Origin of the sequence: Achromobacter sp. Root83 (assembly GCF_001428845.1) — a bacterium.
Taxonomy (GTDB): domain Bacteria; phylum Pseudomonadota; class Gammaproteobacteria; order Burkholderiales; family Burkholderiaceae_B; genus Achromobacter.
In genome coordinates, this window is sequence record NZ_LMIU01000008.1 from 175,054 (window position 1) to 200,294 (window position 25,241).

The following is a 25,241-nucleotide window of genomic DNA, read 5'->3' on the forward strand; positions in this document are numbered from 1 at the left end:
CGCTCGGGGCTCGCTCCAAGCCGCATCCTGTTACGTCCGTGGGCCATGCCCATCTGCTACCGTAATCCAGCCCAGCCCCGCGCCGGAGCGCCTCGCGCCCCAGCTCCGGGCGCCCACGACGGAGACCCGACCATGCCACGTCCTTCCGAGTCCGCTCCCCTGATCGGAGTGGTCCCGCCGTACATGCTGGATCGCCTGGCGCAACACGCCGATGCGAGCGTCAGCATGCCGGCCGTCAAGACGTTGATCATCGATCAGCAGCAACGCAGCCTGCGCGAGACCACGGACCAGCCGCCTCGCGCCGCGCTCGCGCCGGCCCGGCAGCCCGCCGCGCCGGGGACGCCGGAACGCGCCGTGCATGACGCGGCCAACAGCACCACGCTACCCGGCAAGCTGGTGCGCGCCGAGGGCGCGCGCGCAAGCGGCGACGCCGCGGTGGACGAGGCCTATGCCCATCTGGGCGCGACCTACAAACTGTTCTGGAACGTCTACAAGCGCCATTCCATCGACGCCCACGGATTGCCACTGGTCGGCACCGTGCATTACGGCGAAGACTACGAAAACGCCTTCTGGAACGGCGCGCAGATGGTGTTCGGCGATGGCGACGGCCAGGTGTTCAACCGCTTCACCGTCGCGGTCGACATCATCGGCCACGAACTGACGCATGGCGTGATCGACACCGAGGCCGCCTTGCTTTACCAAGGCCAGTCCGGCGCGCTGAACGAATCGCTGTGCGACGTCTTCGGCGCGCTGGTCAAGCAGTATTCGCTGGGCCAGACCGCCCGGCAGGCGGACTGGCTGGTCGGCCAGGGCCTGTTCACGCCCAAGGTAAAGGCCCGCGCGTTGCGCTCGATGGCCGAGCCGGGCACCGCCTACGACGACCCCGTGCTGGGCAAGGACCCCCAGCCCGCGCACATGAGCGCCTACGTCGACACGCCACGGGACAATGGCGGCGTGCACATCAACTCGGGCATCCCCAACCGCGCCTTCTACCTGGCCGCCACCGCTCTGGACGGCAATGCCTGGAATGGCGCGGGGCGCGTCTGGTACGACACGCTCTGCGACAAGCGCCTGCGCCACGACGCCGAGTTCAAGGATTTCGCCAGCCTGACCCTGGACGTGGCGGGCGCAAAGCACGATGCTGCCGTGCGCCGCGCCGTCGAGCAGGCGTGGAAGGACGTAGGAGTGCTGCCATGATAGAACTGCCTTCTCTCGACCTGGTCCAGCTCGTCAGCCTGACCCGCGAGGGCGGTCTGGCCTATCTTCCCGGCCTGGCGCAGCCCCGCCACATCGATCTGGCCACCTGCCCGCCGGGCGTGCGGCAAGAGGTCTGCGACGCCCTGCAGCACGCGGCGCCGAAGGCCGTGCCCGCTTGCGCACCGGCCGGCGGCGACCAGCGCTACTTCCACGTCGAGGTGGTGTTCGAAGGCGCGGACACGGCGCGGATCAGTTTTGACGTGCCCGAGGCGGATGCGCCGGATACGCTGGTCCGCTTGTGGAAGAGCCAGGCCGGCCAATCTGGATAGCGCGCCCGGCATACAGCCCGGCCACCGCCATCGCCAGGCACAGCGCGGCGCACACGCCAAGCGCCGCGCCCCATCCGCCCAGCCGGTCATGCAGCGCGCCCGTCAGCGCCGGACCGGACGCGGCGAAAAGATAGCCGACGCACTGCGCCATGCCGGACAGCGCCGCGGCCTGCTGCGCGTGGCTGGCCCGCAGGCCCACGAACGCCAGGCCCAGGATGATCCCTCCGCCGGTGCCCAGGCCCAGCAGCACGATCCATAACGTGCCCCACGCCGGCGCGGCGATCAGGCCCGCGTACGCAACGAAGGAAGCCACCGCCGCGCAGAAGGCCGCACCGCGCTGGTCCTTCAGGCGGCGCAGTATGGGCGCCAGAAACAGGGCGGGCGCCGCGGACGTCAACTGCATCAGCCCGTGCAGCGATCCCGCGCGCTCGGCCGTAAAGCCGGCGTCGCGCAGGATCGCGGGCAGCCAGCTCACGCCCACATAGAACACAAAGGAATTGATGCCCAGGTACAGCGTGACCTGCCAGGCCAGCGGGGAACGCCACAGGCGCACGCCATGCGGCGCGTGCGCGGTGGTCGACGCCGGCGGTGTATGGTTGGCAAGCTGCGGCAGCCACAGCAACAGACTGATCAGGGGCAGCGCCAACAGGCACAGCGTCGAAAACCGCCAGCCGCCATCGGGCAGGCTGGCCAGCGGAATCGCGATGGCGGACGCCAGGCCCGCCGCCAGGCCCATGGTCAGCACATAGGCGGAGGTCAGGCCCGCTACCCGCTGGGGAAAATCGCGCTTGAGCAGGCTGGGCAGCAGCACATTGCCCAAGGCGATGCCCGCGCCGATGATGGCCGTGCCCGCATACAGACCCGCGGCGGCGCCTTGCGTGCGCACGACCATGCCCGCCGCAATCAGCAGCATCGCCGCGAACAGCGTGCGTTCCAGCCCAAAACGGCGGGCCAGCCCCGCCGCGAACAGCGATACCACTGCGAAGGCCAGAAGCGGCAGGGTGATCAGCATCCCCGCGGCCGTCGACGACAGCCCAAGCTGTTCGCGGATCATGCCGATCAGCGGCGGCACGCCGGTGAACGGCGCGCGCAGGGCCATGGCGATGCACAGGATGCCCGCGATCAGCAGCGCCGGGCGGCTGCGAGAGGGGTAAGGCGAAGAAACGTGCGGCATGAGGCGACCTGCAAGATCAATGGGGAATGCGCGCGAGCCGCATTCTGTCGCCGACAAGCTTACCCATGCCGGCCTTTACCGAGTTTCGAGACAATGACAAACTATCCTTGAATCCGGCCAACCCGCCGGCCGCGACGCCGATTCCGCGCCCCCGCATGCATACGCCTCACACGCCGCCCGCTCCCTTCGATACCGATTCCGCCGCGCAGTGGACATTCGCCATGCCCGTGCATGCCGCCGATCAGGACAACGAATCGCCCACGCATCGCCACCACATGGGCCAGCTCGTGCTGGCGCTGCGCGGCGGCGTGACCTGCTCGGTGCCGCAAGGGCTGTGGATGGTTCCGCCGCAATGCGGCGTCTGGATTCCGGGCGGCGTGCCGCACAGCAATCGCGTCACGGCCAACGGACGCGTCTGCTTCCTGTTCGTCCCGGCCGACGCGCCGCGCCTGCCCACCGCCTGCTGCACCCTGGCGATCACCCCGCTGGTGCGCGAACTGGTGGTGCATCTGGCCGGCCTGTCCCCGGCCGACACCGCCACCGCCGCCAACCGCAGGCTGGCCGACGTGCTGCTCGAGCAGCTGGCGCACATGCCCACCGAGCATCTGCACCTGCCGATCTCCGACCACCCCAGGCTGCGCGCGATCGCCGGCGCGCTCAATGCGGATCCGGCCGACCGCAGCACCGTGGCGCAGTGGGGCAGGCGCGTCGCCATGAGCGAGCGTACCCTGGCGCGGCTGGTGCAGCAGGAAGTCGGCATGAGCTTCGGCCGCTGGCGGCAGCAATTGCACCTCATCCTGGCGCTGCAGCGCTTGTCCGCGGGGGTGTCCGTGCAGCGCACCGCGGAGGACCTCGGGTATGAGTCGGTCAGCGCCTTCATCACCATGTTCAAGAAGACGCTGGGCAAGACGCCCGCCCGGTATTTCGCGGACAAGGCGGACGGGCAGCTTCCCGCGCCCTAGCCCTGCCGCGCGGACTACCCGCGCCGCGCTCCCGCCACGATGAACAGCCTCGGGAACGGCAGCAGCACCGTGCCGTCCGCCAGCGCGGGATAGGCCGCTTCGATCAGCGACAGGTAGCGCGCCAAAAAGCTGGTCTGCTCGTCCGCATCCAGCCGGTCCAGATAGGGCCGCAACGCCGTGCCCTTGAACCACTCAACCACCGCCGCGGCGCCCGCCAGCGGATGGTGGTAGGTGGTGCGCCACACATCCAGTGTGCCGCAATGCGGCTTGAGCAGTTCGTAATACCAGGCGGCGCTATGGCGCGGCGGATGCTTGACATCGCCGGTCTTGGCCGCCCAGGGAGCTTCCCCGGCGACCTGCCGCGCCAGGCGATGCGCGGGCTCTTCCAGGTTGTCCGGCGTCTGCACCGCCAGGCTGCCGCCGGGCGCCAGCCTGGCCACCAGCGCCGGGTACAGCGTTTCATGGTTGGGCACCCATTGCAGCGCGGCGTTGGCCAGTATCACGTCGTAGGTTTGCGGGGGATTCCACGCGGCGATGTCGGCCAGTTCGAACGACATCCCCGGCAGGCGCTTGCGCGCGGCCTCGACCATGTCTTCCGAGCTGTCCATGCCGGTGACCTCGGCATCCGGATAGCGGCTGGCCAGCACCTCGGTGGAGTTGCCGGGTCCGCAGCCCAGGTCCACCGCGCGCGTGACGTCCTGGTTCGGCAAGGCGGCGACCAGATCCCGTACCGGACGGGTGCGCTCATTCTCAAAGGCGGAATACTGCTTGGCGGACCAGCTATTCATGATTCGTTCCTTGCGTGAGGACGGTGTAGCGCCGACTGTACGCCCGGCCCCCTCATATGACAAATTCATAATTCCTGCCGCCGCCATATTCAAAGAATATGGCCAGGCTGAAATGATTTGCCCGCCCGCCGGTGGCAACCGGCGGGCGGGCAGGCACTGCAAGCCTGGGGAATTACTGCGGCTTCAATTCATCCGAGCGGGTTTTCCACAGCGAGAACAGCACGCCGCCCAGGATCAGGCTGAAGGTCACGCCCAGCGAAATGGCCGCCGGCACCTTGCCGATGAAGCCGACCAGGAAGATCTTCGTGCCGATGAACACCAGGACCAGAGCCAACGCGTACTTCAGATAGTGGAAGCGATGGATCATCGCCGCCAGGGCAAAGTACAGCGCACGCAGGCCCAGGATGGCGAAGATGTTGCTGGTGTAGACGATGAACGGATCGGTCGTGATGGCGAAGATGGCCGGCACGGAATCCACCGCGAACACCAGGTCGACGAATTCGATCAGCACCAGCGCCAGCAACAGCGGCGTGGCGAAGCGCACCTTCTTGGACGTCGCGGGATCGGTTTCGGTCACCATGAAGGCGTTGCCGCGCAGCCCTTCCGTCACGCGCATGTGGCGCTTCAGGAACTTGAGGATCGGGTTGGTGGCGATGTCCGGGGTCTGGTCCGCGATCATCCACATCTTGATGCCCGTGAACACCAGGAACGCGCCGAACAGATAGAGCAGCCAGCCAAAGTTGCTGACCAGCGCGGCGCCCAGGCCGATCATGATGGCGCGCAGGACGATCACGCCCAGGATGCCCCAGAACAGCACGCGATGCTGGTATTGGCGCGGGATCGCAAAGAAGCTGAAGATCAACGCGATCACGAAGACGTTGTCCATGGACAGCGACTTCTCGATCATGAAGCCCGTGTAATAGGCCATGCCGCTGGCCGCGCCCAGTTGCCACCAGACCCAGCCGCCGAACAGCAGCGCCGCGGTGATGTAGCCGGCCGACAGCAGCAGGCTTTCACGCACGCCGATCTCGCGGTCTTCCTTGTGCAGCACGCCCAGGTCGAAGACCAGGAGACTGACGACGATGCCGATGAACAGCAGCCAGCTCCAGGTTGGCGTGCCGAGGAAATCGGCGTTGAAGAAGGTGATCAAAGTGTCCATGAATGCCCCGCTTGGTTCGAAGGCCCCCATGATCCGGATCTGGTACGGATGGAGAAATCAGCCTGAAAGTGAGTTAAGGTTCGAAAAAACCGAAGTGAGACCACACCGATGCTGAATTACCGCCACCTGTATTACTTCTGGATGGTCGCCAAGGAAGGCGGCTTTTCCCGTGCCGCCGAACGGCTCGACATGGCCATCCAGACCATCAGCGCCCAGGTGCGGGAGCTTGAAAAGAACCTGGGCCATCAATTGCTCAAACCGGCCGGGCGGGGCGTGGCGCTGACCGACGCGGGCCAGGCCGCCTTCGCGCGTGCCGAAGAGATTTTCCAGATCGGCCAGGTGCTGCCGCAGGAGGTGCGCGCGGCGGCCACCAAGCCCGTCGTGCGCCTGTCCGTGGGGCTGTCCGACGGCATCTCCAAGCTGGCCGCGCACGCCTTGCTGGGGCCGGTGCTGCATACCCCCGACCTGCACCTGACCTGCCACGAGGGCGAGGTCGAGGAACTGCTCGGAGAACTGGCCCGGCACCACCTGGACCTGGTCCTGGCCGGCCAGGGCGCCCCCGCCAACCCCAACCTGCGGCTCACCAGCGACCGCCTGGTGTCGTCCCCGGTCGACTGGTATGGCCCCGCCAAGCTGGTGCGCAAATCGGATACGCTGGACTTTCCCCGCTGCCTGGAACGCCTGCCCGTGCTGCTGCCCACGGGCCATTCTGTGCTGCGCCAGACCCTGGACCGCTGGTTCGGCGAGCAAGGCGTCTATCCCAATGTGGTGGGCGAATTCGAGGACAGCGCCCTGATGTCGGTGTTCGCCGCCCGCGGCCTGGGCGTTTTTCCCCTGAGCCGCCTGGGCGGAGACGACATCGCCCTGCTGCGCGGCTTGCGCCCGCTGGCCCGCTGCGATGACGTCCACGAAGAGATCTACGCCATCCGCAACCGGCGCGGCCAGCATCACCCGCTGGTCCAGGCCATCCTGGCGAGTGCGAAAACTTCGGTTTTATCTTAATGTTTGTCACATCCATTCTGGTTTTTCAGAAATAGAATCGCCTTTATCGTGGACCCTCTTTTGAATTATCGGAGTACCACTTCAATGAAAAAAATCATCTGGCTCGCTTTTGCCGTGCTTGCCGCACTCTGGACCGGGCTGGTGGCGCTGACCTTGCAATTGACCGACTGGGTCCTCGCGACCATCGCCACGGCCCAGGTGCCGGGCGCCGCGATCGACACCTCGCAATGGGTCGCGCCAGCCTGGGCGGCCGCCTGGGTCGACCCCGCGTGGCTGCAATCGCTGCAGGGCGGGCTGGTCTGGGCCGCTCAGGGCCTGAACCAGGTCCTGCCCTTCGCGGGCAGCCTGGGCACGCTCATCTCGGTGCTGGGCTGGATCTGCTGGGGCTTCATCATGGCCGCCCTGCTGGTCCTGGCGCTGATCCTGCACTGGCTGGCCGGCAAGCGCGGGCAGGACGCGGCCCCGGGCCGTCAAGTGGTGTAATAAGGGGCAGGCAACGCGCCGCCCGGCACGCTGCCCTCACCAGGAGCGTGCCGTGTCCTCTCGATCCCCCCGTGCCCTATTCCTTCCCATCGCAGCGCTGCTTGCCGGCGCCGCGATGGGCGCCGCGCAGGCCTCGGCCCCGGCCGCGGCGCACGGGGTGGACGTCTGCACGCTGGAAGGCACGTCGGGTCAATATAGCGTACGGGTGCGCAACACCGGCACCGCGCCGCTCACGCGCGCCGACGTCGTCGGCGTGACCCTGAACGCCAGCGGCCAGGGCAGCGGCAACATCAACGTCAGCCTCGCCGACGTCCCTCCCGGAAAATTCAAGACGGCGGTGCTTGCGCGCCACGGGGAATCTGCCGCGCTCGTCAGCGTGGCGACGTATCAAACCGTCAATGGCGTGGAAGTCCCGCAGCAGGAGCTGTACGCGGGCAAGGTCGCGCATGTGTCGCCCGGATCGGCGCGGCAGTACACGCTGGCCCCCCTGGCGGTGCGCGGCTGGACGGTGGCTTACGGCACGCAGCAAGGCCCCAGCCTGGAAGCGGGCAGCGCGGTGCTGCTGATCTATCCCGCCCGCGCGGCCAAGAACCGGGATGCCAGCCGGCCGGAAGCGGGGCGAGCGCCCGCCGATGTGGTTCCCCTCAAGCCCTGCCAGACCGAGGCCGGCGCCAAAAAATCCTGAACGGGCTCAGGTCCCGCTCAGCAGGTCGCGCTCGTTGAGCAGCGCATAGACGATTTCCGGCCGGTTATCGAAACCGCGCCGGATCGCGGCGGGCAGCGACGCGCGCGTCTTGCGGCACAGGCCCGGCAGATCTTCCAACTGGATGGATATGCCCCGAGACGTGCGGACCTCGTTGTCGCTGGGCGTGATGCGGATCACGATCCCCAGTTGCGCGTGAATGCGCCCCTGCATCGCCCGCAGATCATCCAGGCTGGCGATGTTCTCCAGCCGCGCCACCAGCCGCTTTTCCTCTTCCTTGGTCAATCGCAATACGCGCACGTCCGACGCCGGATCGGCCAGCAGCCGTTCCCGGTCGCACACACAGGCGCCCGGGGGGCATTCTTGGCGGATCGGAAATGAAGGGTTCATGGCGGACGGATAAGCGGGGCCGGGCGGCGCGGGCCCAGCCTAACACTGGATTCTACCCAGGATGCGCATCCGCACCGCCGCGCCCACCGATCGTTTACCCGCACACCGCTGGGGCATAATGCCCGGCGGAACCGAATCGAGGGACGAACAGGTGAAAGGCATTCTGCTTGCGGCCATGCTTGCCACGGCGGCACAAGGCGCGTGCGCGCGCGAGTTTCCGTACCCCATCAAAGCCGGACTGCCCGCCACCGTGACGACCACCGGCGGCGCGCAGGAGCGCGCCACGGTGCGCGTGGGCGACGGACCCGCTTACGAGCTGGGCGAGTTCGACGAAGAAATCGACCAGATGGAATCCGTGGACATCAACCAGGACGGGTACCGCGACCTGGTCCTTGGCCAAAGCGGCGGCAGCTCGCAGGTCATCTCGCGCCTGTTCCTCTACCGCCCCGACGACGGCGGCTTCCAGGAAATAGCGTATCCCGGCGGCGAGGCCAGTCCCTGCCACGGTTTCGTCAATCCGTTCTTCAAGCCCGGCCTGCCTGCCTTCAGCGTGGCCTGCCGCTATGGCGCGGCCAGCAACGGCTCCGAAGACTACGTGTTGCGGCCGGACGGCACGGCGCACGCCACCTCGTGGACCACCCAGGCGCTGTTCGGACTTGAGACCGCCCAGGCGGAACTGACCTATCGCTTCCGCGACGACGGCTCCGTCGCCGGCATCGACATCGACGGCGAAGGCTCGCCGCTGGAAGGCGGCGTGGTGCCGGTCGGCAGGCTGGACCTGTACGACGCGCCCGACGTCAACGCCCGTCCGGCCATAACGGCCGCCCAAGGCGAGCGGCTGGACGTGGTGGCGCTGCGTCCGCTCGGCTGGCTGCAAGTGCGCTACGCCCGCCAATCCGGCGGCGAGGTCCTGAAATGGGTGCGCTACGGCGACCTGCGCGTGGACAAGCACGGCTACACGCCCGCGCCGCCCGATGAAAGCGGGCTGGCGCTGACCCTGTTCAATTACCTGGACGCCTGGAACGACGAGGAATCGGGCGGCCGCCTCACGCTGCGGCTGGACAATCATGGCGCCGCGCCGGCCGCGCTATCCCTGCCCCGTGTCTGGCTGCTGCTGATCAACGCGCAGGGCGACCGCATCGTGCATCCCTTGCTCCAGGCCGACGCCGTCGCGCTGGGACCGGCGGGCTCGCCGGCGCCGGACAGCGCCATCGGGCTGGTCGATGCGCCGGTGCTGTGGCGCCACGACGAAGGCAATGGCGGCAGGGCCAGCTACATGATCCGCGAAAACGAAGCTGGTTATGTGCAGGCCGTTCCCGACCTGGCCGCGGGCCGCTACCGCATGACTGCCGTCGTGACCGATCCTGGCAATCTTCGGGAACCGCTTTACTCGAACCAGGTCGAGTTCGACTTCCCGTTCCCGAAGCTGGAATAGGCGCTACCAGTAGTAGTTCAGGCTGAGCATCGCTTCGCGCTCCATGCCGCGGAACGTGTAGGTGTAGTAGCGCTTGTCGAAAACGTTATTGATGTTCAGCGCGATGCGGTAGCGCGGCGTCTCGTAGGCGACCGCCACGTCCGCCAGCGTGAACGCCGGGTTGTACGGCGTGCTGCCGTCGGCCGCGGTGTTCAGCGGCGCCTTGCCGCGATAGCGCACGCCGCCCCCGAGCATCAGGCCCTGGACTTGATGCGGACGGTAGTCCAGCCACAGGCTGGCCGTCTGGCGCGCGGTCTGCGAGAGCTGCTGGCCCACATCCTGCAGCCGGTTGCTCTTCGTCGTGCGCGGATCGATGTAGCTATAGCCGGCCATCACGCTGAGTTCACGCGTGAGCGGAAACTTGGCCTCCAGCTCCACACCCGTGGAGCGCACCTCGCCGGTCTGCACGCTGAAGCGTGGATGGTCGGGATCCTGCGTGGTCACATTGGTCTGGCGGATGTCGAACACCGCGGCCGTGAAGAGCGCGTCGGTGCCTGGCGGCTGATATTTCAGCCCGACCTCGTACTGCTTGCCCTCGCGCGGCTTGAACGCGGTACCGTCGAACTGCTTTCCCGTGATGGGGTCGAACGCCGTGGAATAGCTCACGTAAGGCGCGACGCCGTTGTCGAACAGATAGAGCAGGCCCACGCTGCCCGTGGTGGCCGCGTCGCTGATCCTGGGCTGCGTGGTGCTGCTCTGGTTGGTGCGCACGAAGTCCCGCCGCAGGCTCACGTTGCCGACCCATTGATTCCACTTGAGCTGGTTCAGCGTGTAGATGCCGGTCTGCTTCAGGTCGGTGCGCGACGGATCCAGTTCGGGATAGTCGATCTGCTGGCCGTACACCGGCGCGTAGATGTCCAGGTTGGGCACATCCCACCCGAAGCCCAGCGCATCGTTTTCCTTGTAGCGCAGATAGTCCACGCCCACCGCGAACGTGTGTTGCAGGCCGCCCCACGCGAAGTCGCGCGACGCGCGGCTGTCCACGGCCAGGGTCTTACCGTTGGTGCGCTGGGCCAGGCTGCCCCGCGTGACCGTGCGCTTGTCTTCCAGCAGATCCATCCCGTAGATGTGCCGGTAGTCGATATCGATCTCCGAATAGCGCAGGTTCTGGCGCAGGCGCCAGCCGCCGTCGGTGTCGTGCTCGAAGGCGTAGCCGATGGATTTGGTATCGCGGTCGAAGCGGTCGAAATCCGGATCGCCGGCGGTGCGGCTGAGCGGCAGGTCCCCGATCTCGGGATAGGTGTACAGGTTCGGCCACCAGCTCTTCGGGGTGGCGCGTTCCTTGGAGTACGTGCCCAGCACGGTCAGGCGCGTCTGGTTCGTGATGTTCCACAGGATCGACGGCGCCACGGAAATCCGGTCGTCGCGGGAACCATCTGTGCGTCCGTCGCTGTCGCGGCCCATCACATTCAGGCGATACAGCACCTTCTGGTCGGCGTCGAACGCGCCGCCCAGGTCCGCCGTGAGCTGGCGGCGGTTGTACGTGCCGTAGCTTGCGCCCACGCTGTTGACATGGTCCGCCGAGGGGCGCTTGGAGACCACGTTGATGACGCCGCCCGGGCGCCCCTGGCCGAACAGGACGGAGGCCGGCCCCTTCAACACCTCGATGCTGTCGAGCTCGTCCAGGTTGTCGTTCCAGGATGCATAGGTGCCCGTCGACAACTGCTTCAAGCCGTCCTTGAAATAGGCGCTCCCATCGCTGAAGCCCCGGATCACCGCTCCGGTCATGCGCGCATCGCTGGAACCCGACACTTCCGTCTGCACGCCGGGCGTGTAGGCCAGCGCGCCCTCCAGATTGCGCGGCGCCTGCACCTTGATCTGTTCCTGCGTCACGATCGACACCGAACGCGGGGTTTCGATCAGCGGCACATCGAGCTTGCCGCTCCGGCTGGACAGCGCGACGTAGCTGTCCGCCGTTCCCACCGCCACCCCGCGCACCGTCACGGGCTCGAGCTGCGTCGAGGCCGCGGAGGGCGCGGTCAGCGAGACATTGCGCCCATCGCGCTGAAAGTTGATGCCAGTGCCCGCCAACAGCCGGCGCAACGCGTCATCGGGCGTCAGGCGGCCCGACACCGCGGGCGCGTTGCGGCCGCGCACGGTCTCGGGCAGATAGAAGATCACCAGAGATGCCTGCTCGCCCAACTGGATCAGCGCATCGCCCAGCGGCTGCGCCGTGATGCTGACCTGGACGGGCGCCGTCTGCGCCACGGCATCGCGCGGCATGGCGGTCCACGCCAGCACCAGGGAAATCGCCAGGGCGCCGCATGCGCCGTGCGCGCCGCGCTTTGCTGTCTTGCGCGCCGCCGCGCGCTGCTTCACTTGCTTGTCCATCATGGGTAGAAAAATTCCAGTACAACTGCCCGCGCATTCCGCGCCCGACACCCTTGGCCAAAGGTTGCTTCCAGGGCCGAGATCGGCTTGCGAGCGCGTCCCCTTCAACGTCTAGACGCCGGCATCGCAAAAAAACCGGAATGATTCTCGATAGATAATTTGAAACAAAATGATTCGGCCATGCCGCGTCATGACGCCCTGGTTGGGCGCGCGGGGATGCGGAAATGCCGCGCTTAGCGCGGCGCCAGCACGGCGCTGCCGTCGGCGGGATAAAGCACGATCACGGGCGCGATCTGCGGCAGCACGTTCAAGACGGATTCGGGCTCGTCGATGGACAGGGTGCCCGCCACGCGCAAGCGCGCAAGCTTGCTGTCGTCGATCCTCAGCGGATTTCGCAGGTAGCGGTTCAGCTCCGCCACCACTTGCGCCAGCGGCGTATCGCGGAAAACCAGCCGGCCGCGCTGCCAAGCCATGACGGCCGCCACGTTTTCCTGGTGCGGCGCCGCCAGCGGAGTGCCGGGCGTGTAGCCCGCGACATAGCCCGCCGTCAGATGGCGGGTCGTCCTGTTCCACCACGAGCCGGCGGAAAACGCCACGCTGCCCTCGTCCACCGCCAGCGCCACCGCGGCGCCGTCGCGCCGGACATTGAACCGCGTGCCCGTCACCAGGACTTGCGCGTCTCCCGCATCCACCGTGAAAGGCCGCGCGGCGTCGGGGCTGACGGTGAACAGGGCCTCGCCCGCCAGCAGTTCCACCAGGCGGCGGTCGGCATACAGCGCGACGCGGACCTGCGTGTCCGTGTTCAGTTCCAGCAGCGAGCCGTCGGGCAAGGTGACGCGCTTGCGTTCGCCTCGGGCCGTGGCCAGCGACTGGGTGAATTCGGGAGCGGGCGACCACAGCCGGGGGCCGATCACGCCAACGGCAAGCGTCAGGGCACAGGCGGCCGTCAACCCCATGACGAACCGGCGGCGGCGTGGATGCGCGGACGCGTCACCGGGCTGCGCCAGGATGGCGCGCATTTCGTGTTCGGGCAGGCCATCCGCCACGCGCCACAGGGCCTGCATCGCACGGTACTGGCGCAAGTTTTCGGGGTGGGCGGCCAGCCAGACGTCGCGCGCCTGGCGCTCTTTTGCATCCAGCGCGCCCAGACGCTCGCGCGCGAACCAGCGGGCGGCCTCGTCGCGGGGCGCCGTGGAAGCGTCCGGGCGGGAATCAGTGCGGGGCATGATCTTGCAACCGGTCATGGATGTGGGTCAACGCGCGCTTCATGTGCTTTTCGACCGTGCTTTGCGTCAATCCGAGTTTCTGCGCAATCTCGGCCTGTGTGTAGCCCTCGAGCTTGTTCCACAGGAACACCTGCTGGCATTTCAGCGGCAGTTCGGCCAGCGCAGACTTTAGCGCATCGGCCAATTGCGCGGCCCGGATCGCGGACTCCGGATCGGCCTGCGCGGGATGTTCGGCGTCAGGCAGCCCTTCAAGACTGATCAGCTCGCGCCGGGACTGGCGCCGGAATTCGCCATTCAGGCGATTCTGGCTGGCGCCGTAGAGATAGGCCTTCGGATCCAGCACGGCGGCCTCGCCATTGCGCAGCATGTTCGCCACCACATCGTGCGCGGCGTCTTCCGCGTCCTGCCGGCTGGCGCTGCGCCGCGTCCACGTCCCGATCAGCTCGCGGTAATGCGCGAGCCAGCCTTTTTCGGATGGCGGATGGCGGGACATGGAACGGCAGTGAGGCAATCGCGGGGAGAAGGCCGGCATTATCAATCATGATTCTCATTACGGCAAATGCGCGAGCGCGGTTTTGCCTTAAGCTCTTGCCCTCGAACCCGAATGGCGCACTTCATGGCGACAACTGCAGGAAAATGGGCGGTCCGCGCGCTGGCCGTCCTGGCGGCGGCCGTGTTGCTGGCGGCCGCGGCGCTGGCCGCCACCGGCCTCATGGCCGGCGCCCGCGAGGCCGACGTCGCCATTGTGCTGGGCAACACCGTGCAGCCCAACGGCGATCCCTCGCCGCGCCTGGCCGCGCGGCTGGACCGCGCCTACGACTGCTACGCCGCATCGCAATGCCGCGTTCTGTTCGTCAGCGGCGGCGTGGATCCGGCGGGCGCCGACGAAGCCGCCGCGATGCGCGGCTATCTGCAGCGGCGCGGCGTGCCCGCCGACCGCATCGTCACCGATAGCGCGGGCATCGACACGTGGGCCACGGCCCGCCACGCCAGCGCCTACATGCGCGAACATGGCTACACGCGCGCCCTGGCCGTCACGCAGTATTTCCATGTGCCCCGCGCCATGCTTGCCTTGAAACGCCAGGGCGTGGCCGACGTCGGCGGCGGCTATCCGCGCTACTTCGAGCTGCGCGATATCTATTCCGTCTTCCGCGAACTGCCCGCGATGGCGCTGTATATTTTCCGGCCGCTGTAGCGGCGCATCCACACCCCAGCAAAGACATCACAGGACCTCTTCATCGTGCTGATCTTCCACAATCCCGTCCATGACAAACATCGCGGCCGCCACGAAATGTTCCGCGGCAAGCTGGTGCCCTGCCACGAAACGCCGGCACGCCTGGAATATGTGCTGGATGCGCTGCGCCAGCGCGGCATCGGCGAGCTGCGCGCGCCCTCGGCGCCGGACATGGATCTCATCAAGCGCGTGCACACCCCGCGCTATGTGGACTTCCTGGAGAGCGCATGGCGGGAATGGATCGCGCTGGACCCGGCCAATGCCGAACTGGACGTGCTGCCCTCGATCTGGCCCGTGCGCGGTTTCCGCCACGATGTAGAGCCCACCAACTTCGCCGCCCGGGTCGGCCTGTTCTCGTTCGACAGCGGCTGCCCGCTGACCTCGGGCACCTGGGAAGCGGCCACCGCCGGCGCCGCCTGCGCGATCGAGGCGGCCCGGGCCGTGTCCTCGGGCGCCGGGCCACGCACCGCCATGGCGCTGACGCGCCCGCCGGGCCACCATGCCGGCGCGGATTTTTTCGGCGGCTACTGCTTCCTGAACAACGCCGCGCTGGCGGCCCAGGCCCTGCGCGATGCGGGCGCGGCGCGCGTCGCCATCCTGGACGTGGACTACCACCACGGCAACGGCACGCAGAGCATCTTCTACGAGCGCGGCGACGTGCTGACCGTGTCGGTGCATGGCGACCCGACCACCGAGTATCCGTTCTTCCTGGGCTATGCCGACGAACGCGGCCAGGGCGCGGGCCAGGGCGGCAACCTGAATCTGCCGCTGCCCGCCGGCACCGATTTCGCCACCTGGACGCAGGCGTTGGAACAAGGCCTGGCGGCGGTGCGCGCATTCAAGGCGGACGCCGTGGTCGTCGCCCTGGGCGTGGACACATACGAGGGAGACCCGATTTCGAAATTCAAGCTCAAGAGCGCCGACTACCTGCACGTCGGACGCCTGCTGGGCGAGCTGCGCCTGCCTGCCGTCTTCACGATGGAAGGCGGCTACGCCGTCGCGGACGTCGGCATCAACGTGGCGAACGTGCTGGAAGGCTATGGCGGCTGAGCGCCGCGCTGTTCAGTCGCGGGTTTCCAGCACCTTGTTGATGCGCAGTGCCAACAGCGTGCAGGCAACGCCCGACAACAGGTAGACGCTGACAGCCACCAGCCCGAAGCGCGCCGATAGCCCCAAGGCCACCAGCGGCGCGAAGGCCGCGCCGACGAGCCACGCCATATCGGACGTCAACGCCGCCCCGGTATAACGGAAGCGGCGCGTGAAGTTGGCGGTGACCGTGCCGGACGCCTGGCCGTACGACAGCCCCAGCAACGCGAAGCCGATCAGGATGAATGCATCCTGCGCGGTGGGTCCGCCGCCCAGCAGCCAGGGCGCCAGCACCGCAAACACACCGATCAGCATGGCCAGCAGGCCCAGCGTGGTGCGCCGGCCGATACGGTCGGCCAGCCAGCCCGAGGCGATCGTGCCCAGGATGCCCAGCACCGCGCCGATGATCTGCACGATCAGCACGTCGGAAATCTGCTGCGTGCCGCTGACGACGATCCACGACAGCGGAAACACCGTGACCAGGTGGAACAGCGCATAGCTGGCCAGCGCGGCAAAGGCGCCAATGAACAGGTTGTAGCCCTGCTTGCTGACGATTTCAGAGATGCTGATGGGTTCGAGTTCGCCTTCTTCGAGCAGCTGCGTGTATTCCTCGGTGACCACCAGCCGCAGCCGCGCGAACAGCGCCACCACGTTGATCGCGAACGCCACGAAGAAGGGATAGCGCCAGCCCCATTCAAGGAAGTCGGCCTGCGTCAGCGTGACGTGCAGATACAGGAACAGCGCGCTTGCGACCATGAAGCCCACCGGCGCGCCCAGTTGGCCCATCATCGAGTACCAGCCCCGCCGATTGGGCGGCGCGTTCAGGGCCAGCAGCGACGGCAGGCCGTCCCAGGAACCGCCGAACGCCAGGCCCTGCACGCAGCGGAACAGCGCAAGCAAGGTGATGGCATGCACGCCGATGGCGTTGTAGCCCGGCAGGAATGCCATGCCCACGGTTGCCGTGCCCAGCAGGAACAAGGCGACGGTCAGCTTGGTCGCGCGGCCCCAGCGTCGTTGAATCGCCATGGAAAGCGCCGTGCCGATCGGCCGCATGATGAAGGCGAACGAGAAAATGACGAAGGCCCAGAGCGTGCCTTCCAGGGGTTCTTCGAAGGGAAAGAACACCTTCGGAAAAACCAGCACGCACGCGATGCCGAAGACGAAGAAGTCGAAGTATTCGGAGGCGCGTCCCACCACCACGCCCACGGCGATTTCACCGGGAGCCACCTTGGCGTGGCTGGCCCCGCCGCTGATTGCACCCGGCCCCGGAACAGGAGAGGGATGACCGGGATATCGCGTGGTGGTCGACATGGGTTTGCTCGCAAAAGGAGGGTTTGAATACGCCTTGTCTACGATCTTGCAACACACCCTTGCCACGGTACGCTCATCACGCCGCAAGCCGCAAGCACCGAAGTGTCCAGGACTGCCCCGCACGCGTTGCCGTGCATACTTTTGCTCTTTTTACCCTAGATTTTTCGCGGCTTCCAGCGTAGTGTTGCGTTTACTTCCCACGGTTACGTTTCGGGGTATGGCCATGCCGTCCTTCCCAAGGCTCCGCGGATTGATCCTGTTTGCCGCCCTGCCGTTGCTCGCCGGGTGCAATGCGGTGCTGCTCTCGCCCTCGGGCGACGTGGCCCTGCAGCAACGCAACCTGATCATCATTTCCACCGGCTTGATGCTCATCATCATCGTGCCGGTGATCATCCTGACGCTGCTCTTCGCATGGCGCTATCGCGCCAGCAACAAGGAAGCGCCCTACGATCCCGACTGGAACCACTCCACCATGCTGGAGCTCCTGATCTGGGCCGCGCCGCTGCTGATCATCATTGCTCTGGGCGCGCTTACGTGGGTCAGCACGCATCAGCTCGATCCCTACCGCCCCCTGGCGCGCCTGTCCGAAGGCCGCGAGGTGCCCGCGGGCACCAAGCCGCTGGTCGTGGAGGTCGTCGCCCTCGACTGGAAATGGCTGTTCCTCTATCCCGAGCAAGGCATCGCCGCCGTGAACGAAATGGCCGCTCCCGTCGATCGCCCCATCCAGTTCAAGATCACCTCGTCGACGGTGATGAACTCCTTCTTCGTGCCGGCGCTGGCCGGCCAGATCTACGCCATGCCCGGCATGCAGACCACGCTGCATGCGGTGATCAACCACCCCGGCGAATACGAAGGCCTGTCCGCCAACTACAGCGGCTCGGGCTTCTCCGGCATGCGCTTCAAGTTCCATGGCCTGGACCAGCAAGGTTTCGACAAATGGGTCGCCGACGCCCGCAAGTCCACCGATGCCCTCAGCCGCGACATCTACCTGAAGCTCGAGCAGCCCAGCGAACGCAACCCGGTCCAGCGCTACGCGTCGGTCGCGCCCGGCCTGTTCGAGGCCATCGTGAACCGCTGCGTGGAGCCCGGCCGCATGTGCATGCGCGACGCGATGGCCATCGATGCCCAGGGCGGCATGGGCATCCCGGGCGCGCGCAACGTCACCACGATGGACCCGCAGACGCGCGAGCGCCTGGGGCTGACAGCAACGCCGCCGCGCAAGTTCGTGGGGGCCATGTGCACGTCCACCGAAGGCCTGGTGCTGTAGCGGCCGGCCCTGGGCCGTCCGCGCAGGATGACGCAAGGGCTTCATGAAATCGCGGTCTTTTCGCTGGAATCGAGATGCCTGATCAACCAGACCTCACCAAGCTGATCTTCGGTCGCCTGACCTGGGAAGCCATTCCTTTCCACGAACCTATCCTGCTGGCCACCTTCTTCATGGTGGCGGCCGGCGGCATCGTGGTGCTGGGCTCCATCACTTACTACAAGAAGTGGGGCTACCTGTGGCACGAATGGTTCACCAGCATCGACCACAAGAAGATCGGCATCATGTACGTCGTCCTGGGCATCGTGATGTTGCTGCGCGGCTTCGCGGACGCCATCATGATGCGGCTGCAGCAGGCGGTGGCCTTCGGCGATTCCGCCGGCTACCTGCCGCCCCACCACTACGACCAGATCTTCACGGCGCACGGCGTGATCATGATCTTCTTCGTGGCCATGCCGCTCGTCACGGGGCTGATGAACTACATCGTGCCGCTGCAGATCGGCGCGCGCGACGTCGCCTTTCCTTTCCTGAACAACTTCAGCTTCTGGATGACGACCGGCGGCGTCATCCTGGTGATGATGTCGCTCTTCGTGGGCGAATTCGCGCGCACCGGCTGGCTGGCGTATCCACCCTTATCGGGCATCGCGCAGAGTCCCGACGTGGGGGTCGACTACTACATCTGGGCCTTGCAGATAGCGGGGGTGGGAACCCTGCTATCCGGCGTCAACCTGCTGGTCACCATCGTGAAGATGCGCGCGCCGGGCATGACCATGATGCGCATGCCCATCTTCACCTGGACGGCGCTGTGCACCAATGTGCTGATCGTCGCCGCCTTCCCCGTCCTGACCGCCGTGCTGGCGATGCTGACCCTGGACCGCTACCTGGGCACCAATTTCTTCACCGCGGACTTCGGCGGCAACGCCATGATGTACGTGAACCTGATCTGGATCTGGGGCCACCCCGAGGTCTACATCCTGATTCTGCCGGCCTTCGGCATCTTCTCGGAAGTGGTGGCCACCTTCTGCCGCAAGCGCCTGTTCGGCTATGCGTCCATGGTGTACGCCACCGTCGTCATCACGGTGCTGTCGTACCTGGTCTGGCTGCATCACTTCTTCACCATGGGGTCCGGCGCCAGCGTGAATTCGTTCTTCGGCATCACGACCATGATCATCTCGATCCCGACCGGCGCCAAGATCTTCAACTGGCTCTTCACCATGTACCGCGGACGCATCCGCTTCGAAGTCCCCATGCTCTGGACCCTGGGCTTCATGGTGACCTTCGTGATCGGCGGCATGACGGGCGTGCTGCTGGCCGTTCCGCCCGCCGACTTCGCGCTGCACAACAGCCTGTTCCTGATCGCGCACTTTCATAACGTGATCATCGGCGGCGTGCTGTTCGGGCTGATGGCCGGCATCACGTACTGGTTCCCCAAGGCATTCGGCTACAAGCTGGATCCGTTCTGGGGCAAGTGCTCATTTTGGTTCTGGCTGGTCGGTTTCTACGTGGCCTTCATGCCGCTGTATGTGCTGGGGCTGATGGGCGTGACGCGCCGCGTGAACCACTTCGAGGACATGTCGCTGCAGATCTGGTTCCAGGTGGCGGCCTTTGGCGCGCTGCTGATCGCCTGCGGCATCGCCAGCTTCATCATCCAGCTCGTGGTCAGCTACCGCCGCCGCGACCAGTTGCGCGACGACACGGGCGACCCCTGGGACGGCCGCACGCTGGAATGGTCCACTTCGTCGCCCCCGCCCAACTACAACTTCGCGTTCACGCCCCGGGTGCATGACCTGGACGCCTGGTGGCAGATGAAGCAGCACGGCTACGAGCGGCCGCGGCTGGGCTTCATCCCGATCCACATGCCCAGCAACACCTGGGCGGGCATCGTGCTGGCGGGGATCAGCGTGGTGATGGGTTTTGCCCTGATCTGGCACATGTGGCCGCTGGCCGTGCTGTCGTTCGCGGCGCTGATCCTGGTGGCGATCATCCATACCTTCAACTACAAGCGCGACTACTACGTGCCGGCCGACGAGGTCGTGACCACCGAAGACGCGCGTACCCGGTTATTGGCGAACCATGTCTGAGACCCTGGCCCCACCCCTGCCCGGCGGCGCGGCGCCGTCCCCGGAACCCGTGTTCTACGTTCCCGGCGAACACCACCCCAAGAACGGTACGCTGCTCGGGTTCTGGATCTACCTGATGAGCGACTGCCTCATCTTCGCCTGCCTGTTCGCGGCGTACGGCGTGCTGGGGCGCAACTTCGCCGCCGGCCCGTCCGGCGCCGACCTGTTCGACCTGCAACTGGTGGCGGTGAACACAGCGCTGCTGCTGCTGTCGTCGATCACCTACGGATTCGCCATGCTGGAGATGCGCCGCAACCGCATCGGGGCGACCCAGATGTGGCTTGCCGTGACCGGCATCCTGGGCCTGGGATTCCTGTCCCTTGAACTGTACGAGTTCACGCATCTGATCCACCAGGGCGCCGGCCCGCAGCGCAGCGGCTTCCTGACAGCCTTCTTCGCGCTGGTCGGCACGCACGGCCTGCACGTCACCTTCGGCATCGTCTGGCTGATCACGATGATGCTCCAGGTGCGGATGCATGGCCTGATTCCCGAAAACCGCCGCCGCCTGATGTGCCTGTCGATGTTCTGGCACTTCCTTGACCTGATCTGGGTGGGCGTATTCACCTTCGTCTACCTGATGGGAGTGCTGCCATGAGCTCGCACATGGAAAACCTGGCCGACCGCGGCCACGGCGGGCATGACGATCACGGGGGCCACGGGGGCCACGACGGCCACGACGATGACGATGGCGCCGGCCACGGCACGCTCAAGAGCTACCTGACCGGCTTCGTGCTGGCCGCCATCCTGACCGCCATCCCCTTCTGGCTGGTGATGGGCCGCGTGATCGACAGCTCGCGCGCCACCGGGCTGGTGATCCTCGCTTTCGCTGTCGTGCAGATCGTGGTCCACATCATCTATTTCCTGCACATGGACACCAAGTCCGAGAGCGGCTGGAATATGTTGGCGTTAATATTCACGCTGGTGCTGGTCGTAATCACGCTCAGCGGGTCAATCTGGATCATGTATCACTTGAACGCCAATATGATGCCCATGTCCACACACGACATGCGGAAAATTCCCTGATGGCAGCAGTAAAAGACATTTCTTCACGCGACACCTCCCGCAATCCGCGCAGCAAAACCACCCTGGTCATCCTGGGGCTGGTTGCTGCCGCCGTGTTCGCCGGCCTGTGCGCCCTCGGCACCTGGCAAGTACACCGCCTGGCCTGGAAACAGGCGCTGATCGCGCAAGTAGACCAGCGCGCCCATGCCCCCACCGTGCCCGCCCCCGCGCAGCGCGAATGGCCCAGGCTCACATCCGCCAACGCCGAATACCGCCACGTCGCCGCCTCGGGAACCTTCCAGTTCGACCGCCAGACACTGGTACAGGCCGCGACCGAACTGGGCAGCGGCTACTGGGTCATGACGCCCCTGCAATTGGCCGATGGCGGCACGGTGCTGGTGAACCGCGGCTTCGTGCTGCCCGAATGGCGCAAGAGCCAGGTGAACACCCCCCAACCCCCCGCGCAGGCGCGGGTCACGGGCCTGCTGCGCATGGGCGAACCCGGCAGCGGCTTCCTGCGCAACAACGACCCCGCGTCCAACCTCTGGTACTCGCGCGACCTGCAGGCCATCGCCGCCGCCCGCGGCCTGACTGACGTGGCGCCCTACTTCATCGACGCCGACGCCGCCACCAGCGCCGGCCGCGACCCCGCCCGCGAACCCGTCGGCGGCTTGACGGTGCTGACCTTCCCGAACAACCACCTGGTCTATGCCATCACCTGGTACGCGCTGGCATTGATGGTGCTCGTCGGCGTGGCGGTCTTCGTGCGCGAGGAAAAGCGCGCGCGCCACCAGGCCTGACCGGCGGAGCCCCTCTTCGGCGCGGTCGAAAATCGGCGCGAATAGCCGGAAATTCCGGCATGTTCGCTGAACATACTGCCGAGTAGTCTACAATGCAGCCCGGGAACATCCCGCCAGGCATGACGTCTGGCGTGGTGTTCCCTTTGTTTTTTCCAACCCATATCCCAGGAGTTCCCCGGATGAAAAAGACGCTGCTCGCCGCTGCAATGCTGGCTTCTTTCGCAGGCATTGCTCAGGCAGAACCGTCAGTCACTCTCTATGGTGTCATCGACACCGGCATTGGCTACAACAAAATCAAGGGCGATGGATACAACGGATCCAAGCTTGGCATGATCAACGGCATCCAGGCCGGCTCCCGCTGGGGCGTGCGCGGATCCGAAGATCTGGGCGACGGCCTGAGCGCGGTCTTCAAGCTGGAAAGCGGCTTTGATTCCGCCAACGGCCAGCGCGGACAATCGGGCCGCCTGTTCGGCCGCCAAGCCACCATCGGCCTGGCCAACGACGCCTGGGGTTCGCTTGAATTCGGCCGCCAGGCCACGGTTGGCTCCAACTACCTGGCCGACATCGATCCTTTCTACACCAGCTACACCCAATCCAACCTGGGCCTGGGTCTCAGCGCGGCCAACACCATGCGCTGGGACAACATGGTCATGTACCGCACCCCCTCAGTGAACGGGTTTGAGCTGGGCGTGGGTTACTCGTTCAATGCGGACGACACCACCGCGGACCAGACCGGTTTCGGCACCGCCGACAACACGCGCGGCATCACCGCCGGCCTGCGCTACGTGCAAGGCCCGCTGAACGTGGCGCTGACCTACGACCAATTGAACGGCGCCAACCGCAGCTCCATCGACAACGGCGCCACGCCGCGCCAGTACGCGCTGGGCGTGTCGTACGACCTGGAAGTGGTCAAGCTCGCCGCTGCCTACGGCCGCACCACCGACGGCTGGTTCGTCGGCCAGGATCTGCCCGCGGGCACGCCGTTCAGCGACGAATTCGGCACCAACCGTTTCGTGGACGGCTTCAAGGCCAATTCGTACATGGTGGGCGCGACCCTGCCGGTCAGCGGCGCGAGCAGCCTGTTCGCCTCGTGGCAGCACGTGGCCCCGTCCAACGACAAGCTGACGGGCGATGACGCCAACATGAACGTCTACAGCGTGGGCTACACGTACGACCTGTCCAAGCGCACCAACCTGTACGCCTATGGCTCGTACGGCACGGACTACGCGTTCATCGACGGTCTGAAGAGCACCGCCGCGGGCGTGGGCATCCGCCACCAGTTCTAAACGCGCTGGGGGCCGGCCCGCCGCGCGGCGCCGGCCCTGCCCCCGCAGGCCGCGGCCGAACGATGTCAGTCTGATCCTATAGCGCTGGATCCCGGCGCTACCTAACATCGTTCCATGCCCGACAGCACACGCACAGGCTTGGACAGGCGTCATGGCTAAGCCGCCCCCCTCCGTGCCCGCACACCCGCCGCCAGCCGCCGAATCCAGCCCCCTTGGCGCGCTGCCCCTGCGTTATCGCCGATTGTTCATCGACACGATGAACCAGGACCTGGCCGCGCTGGAACAGGCGCTGCATCGGCGCGATGCCATCGACGCGGCGCTCACCCTGCACCGCATCCGGGGCGCCTTTCTGTCCCTGCAGATTCCCCGGCCGGACAGCCACGCCGACACGCTCGAACACGCCTTGCGCACCACTGGCCTGACGCCCGCCACGCAGGCCCAGGTCCGCGACGTCATCCTCTCCCTGCGGTCGCTGCTGCACGGGGCATAAACGTGGTTGAATGGCCGTGCAGTGCAATGCGCGGGAAACACGCATCCGGCATGATCGGTCCCTCTCTTTGATCGCAGCCCCAAGAATTCCATGCCCCTGACTTTTCGCAAGCAACCCTTGTCCGCGCACGCGCGCCCCCGCCCCCTGCTGCGCGCCTTCGCCATGGTCTTGCTGCCGCTGGCCCTGGCCGCCTGCAACGGCGGCGCCAACGACGACGCCGAGGCCCCCATCCCTTCTCCGACGCCGGCCCCAACTCCGGCCCCGCCCGTCTCCGAAACCCCGGCGCGCAATCCGGCCTATCTGGCAGCCAAGCCGGGGGACGTCATCCAGGTGCGCATCGAAGAACTGCGCCCCACCCAGACCGCCATCGGCTACGACCAGATCTACTACAAGCTGGGCCGCTGGCAGGGCGACTTCGACCGCGCGACGTGGGCGGCCGATCCCGCCAAACAACTTGACTACCTGGACCGCACGGTAGGCAAGAAATTCGATGACTACTGCGAGGACATGGGAGGCGGCGAGCGCAAGCAGGCATTCCAGAGCATCGCCGAGGCGCGGGCGGCGCGGCTGGACCAGCCCGCCACCTTCGCCTGCCTGGACGCGCCGGGCACGAACGCCGCCAACCTGAAGTCCGTCGTCGTCGGCTGGGACGGCAACCTCTACCTGACCGACGGCCATCACACCTTTTCGTCGCTGCGCGAGATCTTCGATGGCGGCCCCAAGCTGCCCGTCTGGGTCAAGGTCGACGCCAACTACAGCGGCCTGACCACGGCCGCCGCCTTCTGGCAGCGCATGGTCGACGAGCGCCGCGTCTGGCTGCGCGATGGCCAGAACCAGCCCATCACCGTGGATCAACTGCCCAACCGCCTGGGGCTGCCCAGTGTGCACGAGGCCGGCGGCATGCAGGAAGACCGCTACCGCTCACTGGTGTATTTCACGCGGGACATCGCCTACAGCAACGGCGATCTGCCCGAATTCGCCGAGTTCCTGTGGGGCGACTGGCTGCGCCGCCAGGTTGCCGGCGGTGGGCTGCCCGCGCTGGACCAGTACAAGATGCGGCCGCCGGCCGCCGCCGCGCAGATTCTCGCCGTCAGCACGCTGAACAAGGACCTGATCGCCACCGGCTCGAACGACAGCTATGCCGCCGCCGTGCGCGATGCGTCGCTGAAGATGAATACGCTGAACGGCACCGACATCGTCTTCGACGACCGCGACGCGGCCAGCCTGGGCCGCATCGCCCTGGTTCCCGACGCCGCCAGCGGCACGCCCACCAAGAAGGCGCGCGACACGCTGGAAGAGCTTCCGCGCGACGACATCAAGACGTCCGACTCCAGCCCGCGCAACGCGGGAAAACTGTGGTTCGCCGTCAACTACCGCACTTGCGGCAAGCCCGCGGCCGGCACCTGCTGGGGCTGGTGATCCGCGGGCGC

The 25,241-nt window shown here is 66.6% G+C and carries 25 protein-coding genes; 17 read left to right on the plus strand and 8 right to left on the minus strand.

Going from position 1 to position 25,241, the window contains the following annotated elements:
- Positions 1–132 precede the first annotated feature (132 nt).
- Together ASE30_RS10615 and ASE30_RS10620 are read left to right on the plus strand one after the other, a co-directional pair.
- Positions 133–1,197, plus strand: coding sequence for a M4 family metallopeptidase (locus tag ASE30_RS10615; protein ID WP_057284262.1), 1,065 nt, complete (start codon positions 133–135; stop codon positions 1,195–1,197).
- The gene (locus tag ASE30_RS10620) at positions 1,194–1,526 is read left to right on the plus strand and encodes a protealysin inhibitor emfourin (RefSeq protein ID WP_057284263.1); all 333 of its coding nucleotides are present in this window, start codon (positions 1,194–1,196) and stop codon (positions 1,524–1,526) included. Before ASE30_RS10615 ends, ASE30_RS10620 begins: the two co-directional genes overlap by 4 nt.
- On the opposite strand, the gene ASE30_RS10625 is transcribed toward ASE30_RS10620, so the two are convergent.
- Complete coding sequence (locus tag ASE30_RS10625) at positions 1,447–2,700, minus strand: MFS transporter (RefSeq protein ID WP_057284264.1); 1,254 nt, start codon at positions 2,698–2,700, stop codon at positions 1,447–1,449. The two genes, ASE30_RS10620 and ASE30_RS10625, sit on opposite strands and share 80 nt — an antisense overlap.
- 155 nt (positions 2,701–2,855) lie before the next feature.
- On the opposite strand from ASE30_RS10625, the gene ASE30_RS10630 reads away from it, so the two are divergent.
- Positions 2,856–3,662 carry a helix-turn-helix domain-containing protein gene (locus tag ASE30_RS10630; RefSeq protein WP_057284331.1) on the plus strand — a complete coding sequence of 269 codons (807 nt, stop codon included), beginning with the start codon at positions 2,856–2,858 and terminating at the stop codon, positions 3,660–3,662.
- A gap of 14 nt (positions 3,663–3,676) precedes the next feature.
- On the opposite strand, the gene tam is transcribed toward ASE30_RS10630, so the two are convergent.
- Together tam and ASE30_RS10640 are read right to left on the minus strand one after the other, a co-directional pair.
- A complete protein-coding gene (gene tam / locus ASE30_RS10635; protein ID WP_057284265.1) occupies positions 3,677–4,450 on the minus strand; it encodes a trans-aconitate 2-methyltransferase in 774 nt (257 codons plus the stop codon).
- Between the two features lie 172 nt (positions 4,451–4,622).
- Positions 4,623–5,609, minus strand: coding sequence for a TerC family protein (locus ASE30_RS10640; RefSeq protein WP_057284266.1), 987 nt, complete (start codon positions 5,607–5,609; stop codon positions 4,623–4,625).
- Between the two features lie 108 nt (positions 5,610–5,717).
- Between ASE30_RS10640 and ASE30_RS10645 the strand changes: the two genes are divergently transcribed.
- From ASE30_RS10645 to ASE30_RS10655, 3 genes are all read left to right on the plus strand, one after another.
- On the plus strand, positions 5,718–6,611 hold the full coding sequence (locus ASE30_RS10645; RefSeq protein ID WP_057284267.1) for a LysR family transcriptional regulator: 894 nt from the start codon (positions 5,718–5,720) through the stop codon (positions 6,609–6,611).
- An 84-nt stretch (positions 6,612–6,695) separates the two neighbouring features.
- Positions 6,696–7,094: a hypothetical protein gene (locus ASE30_RS10650; protein ID WP_057284268.1), complete on the plus strand. Its 399-nt coding sequence runs from the start codon at positions 6,696–6,698 to the stop codon at positions 7,092–7,094.
- A gap of 52 nt (positions 7,095–7,146) precedes the next feature.
- Entirely contained in the window at positions 7,147–7,779 is a 633-nt protein-coding gene (locus ASE30_RS10655) for a hypothetical protein (RefSeq protein WP_057284269.1), read from the plus strand.
- Between the two features lie 6 nt (positions 7,780–7,785).
- On the opposite strand, the gene ASE30_RS10660 is transcribed toward ASE30_RS10655, so the two are convergent.
- Positions 7,786–8,187 carry a hypothetical protein gene (locus tag ASE30_RS10660; protein ID WP_057284270.1) on the minus strand — a complete coding sequence of 134 codons (402 nt, stop codon included), beginning with the start codon at positions 8,185–8,187 and terminating at the stop codon, positions 7,786–7,788.
- Positions 8,188–8,338: 151 nt separating this feature from the next.
- On the opposite strand from ASE30_RS10660, the gene ASE30_RS10665 reads away from it, so the two are divergent.
- Positions 8,339–9,622 (plus strand): hypothetical protein, encoded by a 1,284-nt coding sequence (locus tag ASE30_RS10665; protein ID WP_082601554.1) that lies wholly within the window; start codon positions 8,339–8,341, stop codon positions 9,620–9,622.
- Between the two features lie 3 nt (positions 9,623–9,625).
- On the opposite strand, the gene ASE30_RS10670 is transcribed toward ASE30_RS10665, so the two are convergent.
- The 3 genes from ASE30_RS10670 to ASE30_RS10680 form a co-directional block, all read right to left on the minus strand.
- Entirely contained in the window at positions 9,626–11,995 is a 2,370-nt protein-coding gene (locus tag ASE30_RS10670) for a TonB-dependent siderophore receptor (protein WP_057284271.1), read from the minus strand.
- Between the two features lie 230 nt (positions 11,996–12,225).
- A complete protein-coding gene (locus ASE30_RS10675) occupies positions 12,226–13,218 on the minus strand; it encodes a FecR family protein (RefSeq protein WP_235515245.1) in 993 nt (330 codons plus the stop codon).
- The gene (locus ASE30_RS10680) at positions 13,205–13,711 is read right to left on the minus strand and encodes an RNA polymerase sigma factor (RefSeq protein ID WP_057284273.1); all 507 of its coding nucleotides are present in this window, start codon (positions 13,709–13,711) and stop codon (positions 13,205–13,207) included. Before ASE30_RS10680 ends, ASE30_RS10675 begins: the two co-directional genes overlap by 14 nt.
- A 123-nt stretch (positions 13,712–13,834) precedes the next feature.
- Here ASE30_RS10680 and ASE30_RS10685 point away from each other — a divergent pair, with 123 nt between their 5' ends.
- Together ASE30_RS10685 and ASE30_RS10690 are read left to right on the plus strand one after the other, a co-directional pair.
- Positions 13,835–14,413, plus strand: coding sequence for a YdcF family protein (locus ASE30_RS10685; protein ID WP_057284333.1), 579 nt, complete (start codon positions 13,835–13,837; stop codon positions 14,411–14,413).
- 45 nt (positions 14,414–14,458) lie between these two features.
- Positions 14,459–15,502 carry a histone deacetylase family protein gene (locus ASE30_RS10690; RefSeq protein WP_057284274.1) on the plus strand — a complete coding sequence of 348 codons (1,044 nt, stop codon included), beginning with the start codon at positions 14,459–14,461 and terminating at the stop codon, positions 15,500–15,502.
- 12 nt (positions 15,503–15,514) lie between these two features.
- On the opposite strand, the gene ASE30_RS10695 is transcribed toward ASE30_RS10690, so the two are convergent.
- A complete protein-coding gene (locus ASE30_RS10695; RefSeq protein WP_057284275.1) occupies positions 15,515–16,849 on the minus strand; it encodes an MFS transporter in 1,335 nt (444 codons plus the stop codon).
- A 223-nt stretch (positions 16,850–17,072) separates the two neighbouring features.
- Here ASE30_RS10695 and cyoA point away from each other — a divergent pair, with 223 nt between their 5' ends.
- From cyoA to ASE30_RS10735, 8 genes are all read left to right on the plus strand, one after another.
- On the plus strand, positions 17,073–18,116 hold the full coding sequence (gene cyoA / locus ASE30_RS10700; RefSeq protein ID WP_057284334.1) for a ubiquinol oxidase subunit II: 1,044 nt from the start codon (positions 17,073–17,075) through the stop codon (positions 18,114–18,116).
- A gap of 74 nt (positions 18,117–18,190) precedes the next feature.
- Positions 18,191–20,194, plus strand: coding sequence for a cytochrome o ubiquinol oxidase subunit I (gene cyoB, locus ASE30_RS10705; protein WP_057284276.1), 2,004 nt, complete (start codon positions 18,191–18,193; stop codon positions 20,192–20,194).
- Positions 20,187–20,828, plus strand: a complete 642-nt coding sequence (cyoC, locus tag ASE30_RS10710; RefSeq protein ID WP_057284277.1) for a cytochrome o ubiquinol oxidase subunit III — start codon at positions 20,187–20,189, stop codon at positions 20,826–20,828. The genes cyoB and cyoC overlap by 8 nt, the downstream gene beginning before the upstream one ends.
- The gene (gene cyoD, locus ASE30_RS10715; RefSeq protein WP_235515246.1) at positions 20,825–21,256 is read left to right on the plus strand and encodes a cytochrome o ubiquinol oxidase subunit IV; all 432 of its coding nucleotides are present in this window, start codon (positions 20,825–20,827) and stop codon (positions 21,254–21,256) included. Before cyoC ends, cyoD begins: the two co-directional genes overlap by 4 nt.
- A complete protein-coding gene (locus ASE30_RS10720; RefSeq protein WP_057284279.1) occupies positions 21,256–22,035 on the plus strand; it encodes an SURF1 family protein in 780 nt (259 codons plus the stop codon). Before cyoD ends, ASE30_RS10720 begins: the two co-directional genes overlap by 1 nt.
- Positions 22,036–22,214: 179 nt before the next feature.
- A complete protein-coding gene (locus ASE30_RS10725) occupies positions 22,215–23,321 on the plus strand; it encodes a porin (protein WP_057284280.1) in 1,107 nt (368 codons plus the stop codon).
- Between the two features lie 151 nt (positions 23,322–23,472).
- Positions 23,473–23,811, plus strand: coding sequence for an Hpt domain-containing protein (locus ASE30_RS10730; protein WP_082601547.1), 339 nt, complete (start codon positions 23,473–23,475; stop codon positions 23,809–23,811).
- A 90-nt stretch (positions 23,812–23,901) separates the two neighbouring features.
- Positions 23,902–25,230 carry a ParB/Srx family N-terminal domain-containing protein gene (locus ASE30_RS10735; protein WP_057284282.1) on the plus strand — a complete coding sequence of 443 codons (1,329 nt, stop codon included), beginning with the start codon at positions 23,902–23,904 and terminating at the stop codon, positions 25,228–25,230.
- The last annotated feature ends 11 nt before the right edge of the window (positions 25,231–25,241 follow it).

Excerpts from the sequence above, each read along its gene's own strand:
- ASE30_RS10615 (WP_057284262.1), top strand. The coding sequence starts at position 133 with ATGCCACGTCCTTCCGAGTCCGCTCCCCTGATCGGAGTGGTCCCGCCG.
- ASE30_RS10620 (WP_057284263.1), top strand. The coding sequence starts at position 1,194 with ATGATAGAACTGCCTTCTCTCGACCTGGTCCAGCTCGTCAGCCTGACC.
- ASE30_RS10625 (WP_057284264.1), bottom strand. The coding sequence starts at position 2,700 with ATGCCGCACGTTTCTTCGCCTTACCCCTCTCGCAGCCGCCCGGCGCTG.
- ASE30_RS10630 (WP_057284331.1), top strand. The coding sequence starts at position 2,856 with ATGCATACGCCTCACACGCCGCCCGCTCCCTTCGATACCGATTCCGCC.
- tam (WP_057284265.1), bottom strand. The coding sequence starts at position 4,450 with ATGAATAGCTGGTCCGCCAAGCAGTATTCCGCCTTTGAGAATGAGCGC.
- ASE30_RS10640 (WP_057284266.1), bottom strand. The coding sequence starts at position 5,609 with ATGGACACTTTGATCACCTTCTTCAACGCCGATTTCCTCGGCACGCCA.
- ASE30_RS10645 (WP_057284267.1), top strand. The coding sequence starts at position 5,718 with ATGCTGAATTACCGCCACCTGTATTACTTCTGGATGGTCGCCAAGGAA.
- ASE30_RS10650 (WP_057284268.1), top strand. The coding sequence starts at position 6,696 with ATGAAAAAAATCATCTGGCTCGCTTTTGCCGTGCTTGCCGCACTCTGG.
- ASE30_RS10660 (WP_057284270.1), bottom strand. The coding sequence starts at position 8,187 with ATGAACCCTTCATTTCCGATCCGCCAAGAATGCCCCCCGGGCGCCTGT.
- ASE30_RS10670 (WP_057284271.1), bottom strand. The coding sequence starts at position 11,995 with ATGATGGACAAGCAAGTGAAGCAGCGCGCGGCGGCGCGCAAGACAGCA.
- ASE30_RS10675 (WP_235515245.1), bottom strand. The coding sequence starts at position 13,218 with ATGCCCCGCACTGATTCCCGCCCGGACGCTTCCACGGCGCCCCGCGAC.
- ASE30_RS10680 (WP_057284273.1), bottom strand. The coding sequence starts at position 13,711 with ATGTCCCGCCATCCGCCATCCGAAAAAGGCTGGCTCGCGCATTACCGC.
- ASE30_RS10685 (WP_057284333.1), top strand. The coding sequence starts at position 13,835 with ATGGCGACAACTGCAGGAAAATGGGCGGTCCGCGCGCTGGCCGTCCTG.
- ASE30_RS10695 (WP_057284275.1), bottom strand. The coding sequence starts at position 16,849 with ATGTCGACCACCACGCGATATCCCGGTCATCCCTCTCCTGTTCCGGGG.
- cyoA (WP_057284334.1), top strand. The coding sequence starts at position 17,073 with ATGCCGTCCTTCCCAAGGCTCCGCGGATTGATCCTGTTTGCCGCCCTG.
- cyoB (WP_057284276.1), top strand. The coding sequence starts at position 18,191 with ATGCCTGATCAACCAGACCTCACCAAGCTGATCTTCGGTCGCCTGACC.
- cyoC (WP_057284277.1), top strand. The coding sequence starts at position 20,187 with ATGTCTGAGACCCTGGCCCCACCCCTGCCCGGCGGCGCGGCGCCGTCC.
- cyoD (WP_235515246.1), top strand. The coding sequence starts at position 20,825 with ATGAGCTCGCACATGGAAAACCTGGCCGACCGCGGCCACGGCGGGCAT.
- ASE30_RS10720 (WP_057284279.1), top strand. The coding sequence starts at position 21,256 with ATGGCAGCAGTAAAAGACATTTCTTCACGCGACACCTCCCGCAATCCG.
- ASE30_RS10725 (WP_057284280.1), top strand. The coding sequence starts at position 22,215 with ATGAAAAAGACGCTGCTCGCCGCTGCAATGCTGGCTTCTTTCGCAGGC.
- ASE30_RS10730 (WP_082601547.1), top strand. The coding sequence starts at position 23,473 with ATGGCTAAGCCGCCCCCCTCCGTGCCCGCACACCCGCCGCCAGCCGCC.
- ASE30_RS10735 (WP_057284282.1), top strand. The coding sequence starts at position 23,902 with ATGCCCCTGACTTTTCGCAAGCAACCCTTGTCCGCGCACGCGCGCCCC.